Origin of the sequence: Caulobacter sp. HMWF025 (assembly GCF_003060965.1) — a bacterium.
Taxonomy (GTDB): domain Bacteria; phylum Pseudomonadota; class Alphaproteobacteria; order Caulobacterales; family Caulobacteraceae; genus Caulobacter.
The window spans coordinates 18,227-30,775 of record NZ_QAII01000031.1; the positions used below are offsets into that span (position 1 = coordinate 18,227).

Below are 12,549 nucleotides of genomic sequence, written 5' to 3' on the forward strand. Positions count from 1 at the left end.
ATTCTGTGTGGCGGTCCCTAGGGGCTGGTCCATGTCAGAGCCCCGGAAGGGGCCGCCAACGGTCGGTCGAACTTGCAGTCAGATATCTGCGCTTGAAGCGATTTGCGCGCGGTCGCCAGTCTCAAGACGTCGCTAGAGCTGTTCGGCACCGCACACTGGAGCGCGGTGCCGGGGCTCAGGCGGCGTTGGTCACCCCGCCCTGCGGCGGCGGCACGGCGACCCCGGCGTCGGAGTACTCCTTGAGCTTGTTGCGCAGGGTCCGGATCGAGATGCCCAGGATGTTGGCGGCATGGGTGCGGTTGCCCAGGCAGTGCTCCAGGGTGTCGATGATCAGGGTCTGCTCGACCTCGGCCACTGTCGATCCGACAAAGGCGCGGGACACCGCATCGGCGGCCATCTGCGCCCCGCGCGCCACGGCCACTTCCGGGTTCGGCGCCATGGGCTGGCCGTCGGGCAGCCGGATCGCGAACTCCTCGATCTCGGCCCCGCTGGACAGCAGCACGGCGCGGTGCATGGCGTTTTCCAGCTCCCGCACATTGCCCGGCCAGCGATGGCCGATCAGGCGGCGCCTAGCTTCGGCCGAGATCGGCTTTTCGGCAACGCCATTGGCGGCGGAGTACTTCTTCACGAAGTGCTCGCAAAGGCTCAGGACGTCGGCCGGACGCTCGCGCAGCGGCGGCAGGCGCAGATTCACGACGTTCAGGCGGTAGAGCAAATCCTCGCGGAAGGTGCCGTCCTTGACCGCCTGGGCCAGGTCGCGGTTGGAGGTCGCGAGGATGCGGATGTCGACCTTGACCGGCTTCTGGCCGCCCACGCGGTCGATCTCGCGCTCCTGGATGGCGCGCAGCAGCTTGGCCTGCAGGCGGGTATCCATCTCGCTGATTTCGTCCAGCAGCAGGGTGCCGCCGTTGGCTTCCTCAAACTTGCCGATCCGGCGAGCCATGGCACCGGTGAAGGCCCCCTTCTCGTGGCCGAACAGCTCACTTTCCAGCAGGTTCTCGGGGATGGCGGCGCAGTTGACCGAGATGAACGGAGCCTTGGCACGGCGCGATTTGCCGTGGAGGTAACGGGCCATCACCTCCTTGCCCGAGCCGCTTTCGCCGGTGATCAGGATCGAGGCGTCGGACGGGGCCACCTGGTCAGCCAGGCGGATGACGTTCTCCATCGCCGGATCGCGGACGATCATCGGGCGCTCGTCGTCCGTGACGGCGGCGAGCACCGCAGCGATCAGCTCGGCATCCGGCGGGAGGGGGATGAACTCCTTGGCACCGGCCTTGATGGCCCCCGCCGCCCGCATCGGATCGGCATCAACCCCGCAGGCCACCACCGGCACCCGGATCCGCTCGGCCTCGTTGGCGGCGATCAGGCCGGCGATGTCGAGCGAGTAGTCGACCATCAGCAGGTCGGCCCCCTGACCTGCGCGCAGGGCGTGGGTCGCCTGCTCGATCGTCTCGACGTGCGAGACCTTGGCGCCCGTGTTCATCGCCATCTTCACGGCGACGGAGAGCTGTCCGTTCAGTTTACCAACGACGAGAAGCCGCATGTTCTTGTCCCCTTGACCCGTCAGGCTCAGCCCGCCGCGTCGCCGTCCTTGATGATTTCAGTCATGGTCACGCCGAGGCGCTCATCGACGACGACCACTTCGCCCCGGGCCACCAGCCGGTTGTTCACATAGATATCGATGGCTTCCCCGACCTTGCGGTCGAGCTCAAGAATGCTGCCCTGGCCCAGCTGCAGAAGCTGGGCGACCGACATGTGCGCGCGGCCCAGAACGGCCGAGATATTGACCGGAACGTCGAAGACCGGCGCAAGATCGGAGGCGATCTTGTCGCTCAGCTCCACCGGCATCTCGGAGGCCAGCATGCTGCCTCCGAATTCGTCCAGGGTGAGATTGTCTTCGGCCATGGTAATCAGCCTTCGCTAGCGTGAAGCAGGGATTCGGCATGCAGCCCCTCGGCGGCGATGGCCGCCTCGAGGGCTTCGGCGACCCGGCGGGTCGCCTCGTCGGGATCGAAGGCGGCGCGTCCGTCACCCCAGTCAAACGAGAAGGCTGCGGGGGCCATGCCCCCGTCGCCCCGGGCCACGATCTGGCCCGGAAAACCGATCGCATTGGCCGTCTCTTCGAGAGCGGCCTGGGTGCGCTCAACCAGATGTTCGGCGACCCGGACCGTAATCCGCGGCTGGGCCTCGACCTCGCGGGCCAGCGAGGCCAGGGCGGCATTGATCGGAGCCTCGGGGAAATGCTCCAGCGCCGCGTCGGCGATCTTGCGACCGCAGGCCAGGGCCAGCTGGGCTGAACCCGTGCGATGTTCGTGGGCCACGGCGGCCAGGGTGCCGAAGGCTTCCTCGACGGCGCGCCCGATATCGCGAAGCGATGCGGCGGCGGCCTGCTCGGCGCGGGCCAGGGCGGATTTCTCGCCCTCGGCATAGGCCTCGGCCTTGGCCTCCTCGAGCTCCTCGGGCGTGAAGCTGCGCTTCACCTTGGGCGGGGTGTAGGCCACGCCGCCGCGATCGTCGAAGACGGTGTCGAAGGCGAAGCGCTTGTGGGGGATGTCGGTCATGCTGCCATCTCCCTCAGTAGATCAGTTCGTCGTCGGAGCCGGCTCCGGCCAGCATGATCTCGCCCTTGGCAGCCAGATCCTTGGCGACCTGCACCATGCCGACCTGGGCCTGGTCGACGTCCTTCAGGCGCACCGGACCCATGCTCTCCATGTCCTCGCGCATGATCTTCGAGGCGCGCTCGGACATGTTGGAGAAGAACATCTCGCGCAGCTTGTCCGACGCCCCCTTCAGGGCCAGGGCCAGTTGCTCCTTGCTGGTGGCGCGCAGCAGCGTCTGGACGCCGCCCGGATCCAGCTTCGAAAGGTCCTCGAACACGAACATCAGGGCGCGGATACGCTCGGCCGCTTCGCGGTTGCGCTCTTCCAGGGCGGCGATGAAGCGCGCCTCGGTCTGGCGGTCGAAGTTGTTGAAGATCTCGGCCATCATCTCGTGGCTGTCGCGCTTGGAGGTGCGGGCCAGGTTCGACATGAATTCGTTGCGCAGGGTCTGCTCGATCTTGTCGAGGATCTCGCGCTGCACCGGCTCCATCCGCAGCATGCGGGTGACGCATTCCAGGGCGAAGTCTTCCGGCAGGGAGGCCAGCACGCGCGCGGCGTGGTCGCTCTTCACCTTGGACAGCACCACCGCAACGGTCTGCGGGTATTCATTCTTCAGATAGTTGGCGAGCACCGCCTCGTTCACGTTGCCCAGCTTGTCCCACATGGTGCGACCGGCCGGACCCCGGATTTCCTCCATCAGCTGCTCGACCTTTTCGGGAGCCATGAAGGATTGCAGCAGGCGCTGGGTCTGCTCGTACGAGCCCATGATCGCGCCCGTCGAGCTCATGCCCGACACGAACTCGACCAGCAGTTCCTCGACGACCGAAGCCGAGACCGTCCCCAGTCCGGCCATGGCCTGGGAGACTTCCTTGATCTCCTCTTCGTCGAGGGCTTCCCAGATGCGGGTATGATCCTCGCCGAGCGACAGCAGGACGATGGCCGCCTTCTCCGGACCGGCCAGTTTGCCTACATCATTGATGGACGCTTTCATGGCCATCAGTTGGACTCGTGCAGCCAGGTGCGGAGGATGGCGACCGACTCGTCAGGGTGCTTGTCGACGAATTCAGACACCCGCTTGATCGACGAGGCCTTCACCTGGCCCTCGATCTTGGCAATGTCGATCCGTTGGTCAATGTCGGCCGTGGACGGGCCGGCCAGGGCGATGGGCTCGCCCGACTGGTCAACCACCACCTGCTGCGTCGTGCCGTCGGACAAGGTGACAAGGCGCGTCACCGGCTGCTGGCTGATGACCATCTGCGGGCTATTGGCCCCCTGCGACATCATGCTCTTCAGGAACGGACGCACCGCAAACAGCAGGATCATGATGGCGACGATGGCCAGGACGCCCAGCTCGGCGGCCCGCATGATGTCGTTCTTGTCGAAGCCCGACAGAAGCCCGGCCTTTTCAAGCCCCTGGTCCTCGGGCTGCGGGAAGCGGATGTTGGTCACCTTCACCTGGTCACCGCGGGCGGCATCAAAGCCGATCGCCGTCTTCACCAGGTCTTCCAGCTGGGCCCGTTCCTCCTCGGTACGCGGCGTATAGGCCCCGGGCTTGCCATCCTTGCCCACCGGCCCGGTCACGCCGTCGATGGCCACGGCAACAGCCAGCTTCTTGATCGTCCCCGGTTCCGTCACCTCGGTGCGGACCGACTTGGAGATCTCGTAATTGGTCACGGTTTCGTTGCTGCCCGACCGGGAGCCGAGGGGCTGGAAGCCGTTTGGCGTGCCGCCGGGAATGTTCTGGGTCGCCGACACATTGCCGGAGTCGTCGCCCTTGCTTTCCTGGTTGTTGGCCTCGTTGGTGCTCTCCGAGCGCACCACCTGGCCGTCCGGATCGAACTTTTCCTCCTGGACCGTGATGCGGTTCAGGTCGAGTTCGGCGGTGACGTTGACGCGGGCCTTGCCCTGCCCCAGCACCCCTTCGACCATGTCCTTGACGGTCTTGGCGATGCGGGCTTCCACCTCGCTCTTGCGGTCCTGGGCCATCTGGCCCGCCAGGCTCTCGTCGCTGGCAGCCGACAGGGTCTTGCCGTGCTGGTCGATGACGCTGACCTTTTCCGGCTTCATGCCGGCCACCGAGCCGGCGACAAGGTTCTGCACGGCCCGCACCATGTCGGTCGACGCCTCGCGACCACCGGTGGAGATGGTTACGGCGGCAGTGGGCTGCTCGGCGTCTTCCTCGAAGATCTGCCGCTTGGGCAGGACAAGGTGGACGCGCACGCTGTTGACGCCCTGCCAGCCCTTGATGGTCCGCTCCAGCTCACCCTGCAGGGCCCGCTGGCGGTTCAGCTGTTGGACGAAGTCGGTCTGGCCGAGGGCATTGCTGGAGTCGAAAATTTCGTAGCCGATCGACCCGGAGGTCACCAGGCCCTTGCCGGCGACCAGAAGACGGGCCGAGGCGACCTTGTCGCGCGGCACCATGATCGTCGACCCGTCACCCTTGGTTTCATACTTCACGCCGGCCTGGTCGAGGGCCTGGGTGACGGCGGAGGCTTCCTTCAGGTCGAGATTGGAATAGAGGAGCTCGGTCGGCTCCTTGCCCATGAACATGACCAAGGCGACCAGGACCGCGACCACGCCCGCGCCGACGCCCACCAGGGCGGCGAGCCGGCCAACGCCGAACCTCTGAATCGCACTCAAAAAGTTGTCCACTAAGGCCCATCCCCCAGAAACGACCCCACCGGGGACGAACGTTGGTTGCCGTCAGGCGACCGCCGCTAGGCAGGATTTACCCAGTTCAAGGTAAACGGGGCGTTTACAAACGGCCGCGCGAGAAATTCGACCGGGCGCCAAAACGTCGCGGCCGCGCCCCTTGTGAGGACGCGGCCGCTGAACACGCTACTCGGTCTTCCAGCCGTGCCAGACGACCTGAAGGCTATCCCGGACCCGTCCTGCCTCAGCGATATTGCTGGAGGCGGGTCGTCCGAAGTCCCGCCAGCCCGTGACGGTCGATCGACTGCTGCCAGGCGAGGAATTCCTCATTCGTCAGCTTGTATCGATCGCACGCCTCGTCAAGCGAGAGGAGCCCCCCGCGGACGGCGGCTACGACCTCAGCCTTGCGACGGATCACCCAACGCTGGGTTTCCGGCGGCGGCAAGTCGGAGAGAGTTAGAGGCGCGCCGGTCGGACCGATCACGTACTTCTCACCCCGGCTGTTCGTGCGCTGCTGCTGCAACATGGCTTTACGCCTTTCCCACAACCATCACTGTTGAAGGTGACTATAGGCGCCGGTCAATAACATCGGCTTAATCGCAATAGTAAAGAAAGCCCTAAACACGAGCCCCTCCCCAACATCATTTGTGTATCGAAGTGAAACACAAGAATTAAACAAGATTAAGAACCGACGTTATCGCTTAATGTTCAAGAGTTCTTCGAGCATCTGGTCAGCAGTGGTGATGATCTTCGACGAAGCCGAGTAGGCGCGCTGGGTCGTGATCAGTCCCGTGAACTCCGTCGACAAGTCCACCGTAGAAGCTTCGAGCGTGGACGGAGCAATTTGGCCCGCACCGCCCTGGCCAGGAGTCTTGAGGCTGTAGGACCCGCTCTCGTTGGTCACACGATAAGCATTGCCGTTGACGCCCTTCAGACCGTTGGCATTTGAGAACGTCGCAACGGCAAGCTGGGCGATACGGCGCGTGACGCCGTTGTCGAAGATGGCCGAGACATAGCCTTCGTCGTCGACTTCGATGTTGGTCAGGTTACCGAAGGCGGTGCCGTTGGTGTTGACCGACTGCACAACCGACTGGCTGTTGAACTGGGTCAGGCCACCGGCGGCATTGGCCAGATCGATCTGGATCGACTGTGCATCAATACCCAGGCTGTCGGCCCAGCGCGGGGCTGCGGTGGAGACTGCAGGGTCCGACGCGCCGACCGTGATCGCCGTCGGCGAGGTTCCGCCGAACAGGTTACCGACCGAGGCCAGTTTGCCGTCCGTCGTAAAGGTGATCTTGCCCGAGCTGATCAGGCCATTGGGCACATTGTCCAGGTCGCCCGGCTTGGCGCGCAGTTCGGCGAACCATTCATTGGGACCGTTGCCCTTCAGGAGCGACAACGTCACGGTGCGCTGCCCGCCCTTGGAGTCGGACACCGGCACCTGGATTTCGAAGTCGGGCTTAACGCCGGTCGAGGAATCGACCGCATAGTCCGCCATCGAGTTGGAGGCGGCGTCATAGAGATTGCCGCCCAGGGCATCGGTATTGGTGGCCATGGCGAAGCTGGCCGCCGAAACGGTCGGCGTGCCCGCACCGGTGCCGCTGACGTCGATATTGGTCACCCCACCGGGCAGGGTCGTGGCGGTCAGGGCACCGGTCGTCGGGTCATAGGTGTTGGTGCCACTGGCGACCAGAACCCCGGCCTTGCGGATCTGCATGTCATAGACATTGCTGGTGCCCGTAGCCGAATAGCTGACCGTGTAGCTGGCAACGGCACCGGCGCTGTCGGTCAGGCTGTTCTTGGTCAGGACCGCCTTCGACTGGGCCGAGACCGGCTGTTCCGACCGAAGGTTGGCGTTGACGGCTGCACGGGTGGTCTTTTCGGCCGTACCGCCGACGGTGCCGACATTGATCGAGTCCAGCTGGGTCAGGTCGGAGGGATCGGGCGTGATCGTGCCCGTCACCGGGTCAGCCAGCCAGCCCTGCAGGTAGAGGCCGGCGTCATTCTTCAGATAGCCGAGGTTATCCAGCTGGAACGAACCGGCGCGGGTGAACGAACGGGTATCGGTCGCCGTCAGGCCTTCGGGCTTTTCAGTCGCGACGAAGAAACCGTTGCCTGCGATCGAAAGATCGAGGTTCGAGGTCGTCGACTGGGTCAGGCCCTGCTGGGTGATGAACTGGTGCGTCATCGACTTGACGCCACCGGCGCTGTAGGTCGCGTTCTTGCTCTGCGCCGTCACCAGGGTCGAGAAATTGGCCTGGGTCCGCTTGTAGCCGACGGTATTGACGTTGGCGATGTTGTCCGAGATCGCGGCCAGGGCCGAAGAGTTGGCGATCAGGCCCGAGACGCCCGAAAGCATGGCGCTGTTGATGCTCATGACGAAATTCCTGCGTTGAATGTCTTTGACTGTGGGTTCAGCGCGGTTTGCGTTTGGGCTCGGCAGGAACCGTCCTGAGGAGCCGCGTCGGCGTCATTCTGACGCCCTGTCATGGGGTGGAGCCGCGATCAGGCGGCGGGCGGGTTGGTAACTCCGATGACCGCATCGACGGGCACCTTGGTGGTGCCGATGGTCACCATGTTGACGCCGCTCTCGTTGGTCACCGCGGTCACGATGCCTTCGATGCGGCCCTTGGAGCTGGTGGCGATCTTGCTGCTCTCGGCATCCAGCGCGGTCACGCGGAGGGTGTAGGCACCGCCGTTCGGCTGCTGGACACCGCTCGAGCTATCCTTGCCGTTCCAGGTGAAGCTGTGATCGCCCTTGGTCATGTCATCCGGCAGGACCGTCGCGACCGTCTTGCCGTACTGGTCGAGGACTTCAATCTTCACCGAGGTGGCGGCACGGCTCTGGTTGTAGCTCCAGGTCGCCTGGCCGTTCTTCAGCACCGACTTCTCGGTTTCGGCGGTGACCTGCTTGTCCATCATGCCCAGGGCATTGGTCAGGCCGCCCTCGTTCATCCCGACCAGCGCCGTCAGCAGGTCGTTGGTCACCAGCTGCTGCTCAACCCCGGTCATCTGGGTGATCTGCTGGGTCATCTGGGTCGTGTCGGTCGGCGACAGCGGGTCCTGGTTCTTCAGCTGAGTGGTCAGCAGCTTCAGGAAGGTCTCCTGGTTGCTGGCCATGGAGGTGCGGGCATTGTTGATCTTCGTCTGCGTCGCAGTGCCCGAAGTGGCGGCGGTCGCGGTGGTCGTGGCCATGTCGGACCCCTTAAATGCGGATGTCCAGACCGCTGGTCTCGGCCATGCGAAGGCCGGGCAGCAGGTCTGAAGCGGAAAGGATGGGCAGTTCGTCGTCGAGAGCCGACTGGAAGGCCTTGCCCGACCAGGCCCGGCGGTTTTCGTCACCGCTCTGGAAATTGAAGAAGGCGTTCTGGCCGTTCTGACCGCCGCCCTGGCTGGAAACGTCAAAGCGCAGGGCGTTGTCGGCCACAGTGAAACCTGCCTGGGACAGGGCGTTGCGCAGTTCCCCGGCCTTGCCCCGCAGCTCGGCGGCAGCCTGCACGGTATCAAACTGCATGTGGGCGGTCAGAGCGCCGTTGCGGCCGATCTCGATCCGCACGTCGACCTTGCCCAGGCCTTCGGGCGTCAGGGCGACGTCGAAGCGGGTCGTCTGGGCGTCCAGCTTCTTCAGGATGTCGGCGGAAAGCTGGGCAACGGTCTCCGGCGCACCGCGTGTTTCAGGTCGAAGGACCGGCGCGGCCACTGCGCCTGCAACGATCGGCGTTGCCGGCGCGGCCGCGATCACGGGCGCATCCGGGGCCTTGGTCGCTTCAGCGACGGCGGTGAACGCCAGATCGGCCGCCGTCGGTTCGGAACGGTCGGAGTCGCCCTGCCCCGCGCCCATATCGGCTGAATCTGACGCTGCAGCGGGCTGAACCGCCGCCAGGGGGCCCGAACCGGACTCTGAAGCCACCGCGGCCTGCGGGTCGGCGGGGCCTGCGGCAGCGGTCGGGGCGATCTTGGCGGTCGAAGCGACCGCTTGTGCGGCGACCGGCGCGACCTCAGCCGCGACCTCGGTCACCACCGGCATCGCAGCGGCGGGCGCGTCTTCGACAACGGGGGGAGCGGCAACCTCGGAGGTGGCAGCTTCAGCAGGAGCAGAAGCCGGGACCGCCGGCTGCAAGCTGGCAACCATACGGGTCACGCCGGCAGGCATATCAGCCTTCGGGGCCTGGGCGGCGGTCGGGCCGTCGGAAGTGGCAGTGTTGGTATCCGATTCAGCGTTCACTGCCGATTGGAGCTCAGCCTCGGCAGAAAGCGAGGCGATCGCCTCTCCAGCCGCAGCAAGGTCTGCCGCGGCGGTATCAACCGTCGGCACCGGCAAGTCCGTCGAAGCCGCTGCCAAGGCCGCCGTCGCGGCCGCGTCGCCCGGGGCAGTTTGGGGCATAAGGTTCGGGGTCGCCACGGTCACGGCCGTCGTGACGTCAACACCCTTGAGCTCGGCCTCGCCGCCAGCGGCGAAGGTCTGCTGGTCCTGCGGGATCATGGCGGCGACCAGCGTGGCCGCGGCCAGGGCTGCCGCGTCGGCCTGGCCGGCAGCGTCGGCGGTCTCAGTGTCTTTGGTAGTGGAGTCCGTATCGGCAGTCGCCGTGCTCTCGTCTCGCGAGGCGGGCTTGTCGGTGGCGGCAGCCCCCTGGCTGTCGGCCGTCGAGGCTTTCGGCTGGGGCGTTTCGCCCGCGCTGACGACGGCCATCAGGGCGTCGAAACCGGAAGGCGCGCCTTGGCTCGATGCCGACGGGGTCGGGCTGGCGGGCGGGGCAGCTGAGGCGGCGATCACGGTCATGCGTGGTCCGGGGCTGATGAGGAGGGACGCATCCTGACGAATGCCTCCTGACCACATCGCCTCAGCAACCGTCGGGCCAACTCGCTATAAAGGCCCTAAGTTTCTGTTTTTATTGAAATTAATTCCTTGTTTACGGCTAGAAAACAGCCCCCTGGTGGCGCTTTTTGCCGAGTCGATTGCGGTTGCGGGGGCCGGGCTTGCCGCGTCGCAAGGCCACGCCGGCACTTGGCACCCTCCTTGCGGATAGTCCCCTGCCGGATGATCGGCGCTCGGAACCAAATGCCATGAACTTCAATGGCTTAATGCATATTGAGAGGCACAACCTCTCCCCCGCCCGGCAGTTTTCGCCGGGCAAGGGCGCGCCGTGCGGTTCCGTCATTGCCGGGCGCGAAGGAGATACCGCATGTCGTTGAACGCGATCATGAGCACGGCGAACTCGGGGATGGTTGCGGCCCAGACGGGGCTGCGCGTCGTTTCCGACAACATCGCCAACGTCAATACGGCCGGCTATGTCCGCAAGACGATCAGCCAGTCGAACCAGATCTCCAACGGCATGGGCGTGGGCGTCAATGTCGATGCCATCAAGCGCGCCACCGACCAGTTCCTGCAGTCGGCCAGCCTGAATGCCTCCGCCGACTCCAGCCGCGCCGACGCCATCGCCACGGCCCTCGGCAGCGCCCAGGACCTGTTCGGCGATCCCAGCAGTGCAAACGCCTACTTCTCCCGGCTGGACAGCGTGTTCTCCGCCTTCTCGGCTGCGGCCGACGATCCGGCTTCGAACCTGCTGCGAACCCAGGCCATGACCCGCCTCGACGACTTCCTGGGCGAGTCCAGCCGGATCACGGCGGCCCTCTCCGGTCTGGGCAAGAACGCAGACAACCGGATCGGCACCAGTGTCGACCGGGTCAATGACCTGCTGAAGAACATCAACATCCTCAATAACGACATCACCCGGGCCAAGGTCGCCGGGGCCGATGCGACCGGAGCCGAGAACGTCCAGGCCGGGCTGGTCGATGAGTTGTCCAGCCTGATGAACATCCAGATCTCCCAGCGCCCCAATGGCGGCGTAATGATCCGGTCGACCGAGGGCCTCACCCTGGCCGGCGACGGTGCCGCTGTGGTTTCCTACAAGAAGTCGGCAACCGCCACCGGCTATCTGCAGGTGGTTCAGGCCAATGGCCTGGACACCTCGGTGCCTCTCAACATCTCCAGCGGCGAACTCAAGGGCCTGCTGGATGTGCGCAACACCGAGCTGCCCAATCTCTCCGACCAGCTGGGCGAGTTCGTCTCGCGCACGGCCGAAGCCCTCAACCGCGCCGCCAACGCTGCCTCGTCCGTTCCGGCCCCCAGCTCGCTGACAGGCCGCAATACCGGCCTCGACGCCGCGACGGCCATCAGCGGCTTTACCGGCAAGACCACTATCGCCCTGACCGACAGCAGCGGCGTGATCCAGCGCCGTATCGACATCGACTTCGATGCCGGCACGATGACGGTCGACGGTGCCGCAGGCCCCAGCTTCACCAGCAGCGACTTCATGGCCCAGTTGAACACCGCGCTGGGCGGACAGGGCTCGGCAGCGTTCAACTCCGGAACCCTGAGCCTCTCCGCCTCCGGTGGCCGGGGCGTGGCGATCGCCGATGACGCCACCAACCCATCCCTGAAGGCCGGCAAGGGCTTCAGTCACTTCTTCGGCCTCAACGACATCGTCCGGACTGACAGCTACTCGCCCTACGAGACCGGCCTGAAGAGCACCGACCCGCATGGCTTCACGGCCGGCGATGTCATCACCCTGCGCCTGACCGACAGCGAGGGTGGCAGGATCCGGGACGTCAAGGTCGCGGTGCCGACTGCCGGAACGATGCAGGATCTGATGGACTCGCTGAACGCTCGCAACGGCGGCGTCGGCCTCTACGGTAGCTTCTCCCTGGATTCCATGGGGAAGATGACGTTCACGTCCTTCCCGAACTCTCCCATCACCCTGTCAGTGGAATCCGACGACACCGAACGCGGGCTCGGTGGCCCGTCGGTGACCGAACTCTTCGGCATCGGTCCCAATGAGCGCAGCACCCGCGGCGAGCGCTTTTCGATGAACAAGGCGATGGACCAGGATCCCCGCCTGCTGCCGTTTGCCAAACTGAACCTCTCCGCAGCCTCCGGCGTGGCTGCCCTGGCCATCGGCAACGGTCAGGGTGCCCTGGCCCTCGCCAAGTCCGGCGATGCCACGACCAGCTTCTCGGCTGCGGGCGATGCCGGCCCATCGACCACCAGCGTCCTGCGCTACGCCGCAGACTTCGGCGGCTCGATCGGTCGCAAGTCTTCTACGGCCCAGAGCCGCAAGGATGCGGCAGATGCCGTCTCCACAGAGGTCGACACCCAGCGCCAGTCGCAGGAAGGCGTCAACCTCGACGAGGAACTGATCAACCTGACCACCTACCAGCAGGCGTTCAACGCCTCCGCACGCCTGATCCAGGCCACCAAGGACATGTTCGACGTCCTGACCAATATCGTGAGCTAAAG

General features: G+C 65.2%; 10 protein-coding genes. 1 reads left to right on the forward strand and 9 read right to left on the reverse strand.

All coding sequences use genetic code 11. The features are described 5' to 3' along the window. Positions 1-175 precede the first annotated feature (175 nt). The 9 genes from flbD to DBR10_RS19690 all read right to left on the reverse strand — a co-directional run bounded on the left by flbD (position 176) and on the right by DBR10_RS19690 (position 10,032). On the reverse strand, positions 176-1,543 hold the full coding sequence (gene flbD / locus DBR10_RS04220) for a sigma-54-dependent transcriptional regulator FlbD (RefSeq protein ID WP_108505499.1): 1,368 nt from the start codon (positions 1,541-1,543) through the stop codon (positions 176-178). Positions 1,544-1,569: 26 nt separating this feature from the next. After that, positions 1,570-1,905, reverse strand: a complete 336-nt coding sequence (gene fliN, locus DBR10_RS04225) for a flagellar motor switch protein FliN (RefSeq protein WP_108505498.1) — start codon at positions 1,903-1,905, stop codon at positions 1,570-1,572. A gap of 5 nt (positions 1,906-1,910) precedes the next feature. Beyond that, positions 1,911-2,561, reverse strand: coding sequence for a FliH/SctL family protein (locus DBR10_RS04230; protein ID WP_108505497.1), 651 nt, complete (start codon positions 2,559-2,561; stop codon positions 1,911-1,913). Positions 2,562-2,574: 13 nt separating this feature from the next. After that, the gene (gene fliG / locus DBR10_RS04235) at positions 2,575-3,597 is read right to left on the reverse strand and encodes a flagellar motor switch protein FliG (protein ID WP_108505496.1); all 1,023 of its coding nucleotides are present in this window, start codon (positions 3,595-3,597) and stop codon (positions 2,575-2,577) included. Continuing rightward, the gene (gene fliF, locus DBR10_RS04240; protein ID WP_108505495.1) at positions 3,597-5,252 is read right to left on the reverse strand and encodes a flagellar basal-body MS-ring/collar protein FliF; all 1,656 of its coding nucleotides are present in this window, start codon (positions 5,250-5,252) and stop codon (positions 3,597-3,599) included. The genes fliG and fliF overlap by 1 nt, the downstream gene beginning before the upstream one ends. A gap of 244 nt (positions 5,253-5,496) precedes the next feature. Further along, positions 5,497-5,778, reverse strand: a complete 282-nt coding sequence (sciP, locus tag DBR10_RS04245; protein ID WP_007675208.1) for a CtrA inhibitor SciP — start codon at positions 5,776-5,778, stop codon at positions 5,497-5,499. Positions 5,779-5,946: 168 nt separating this feature from the next. Then, a complete protein-coding gene (gene flgE, locus DBR10_RS04250) occupies positions 5,947-7,611 on the reverse strand; it encodes a flagellar hook protein FlgE (RefSeq protein WP_442861106.1) in 1,665 nt (554 codons plus the stop codon). A gap of 146 nt (positions 7,612-7,757) precedes the next feature. Next, complete coding sequence (locus tag DBR10_RS04255) at positions 7,758-8,447, reverse strand: flagellar hook assembly protein FlgD (protein ID WP_108503834.1); 690 nt, start codon at positions 8,445-8,447, stop codon at positions 7,758-7,760. Positions 8,448-8,457: 10 nt separating this feature from the next. After that, positions 8,458-10,032, reverse strand: a complete 1,575-nt coding sequence (locus DBR10_RS19690; protein WP_233243265.1) for a flagellar hook-length control protein FliK — start codon at positions 10,030-10,032, stop codon at positions 8,458-8,460. Positions 10,033-10,435: 403 nt separating this feature from the next. Here DBR10_RS19690 and flgK point away from each other — a divergent pair, with 403 nt between their 5' ends. Continuing rightward, positions 10,436-12,547, forward strand: coding sequence for a flagellar hook-associated protein FlgK (gene flgK / locus DBR10_RS04265; RefSeq protein ID WP_108504433.1), 2,112 nt, complete (start codon positions 10,436-10,438; stop codon positions 12,545-12,547). Positions 12,548-12,549: the final 2 nt, after the last annotated feature.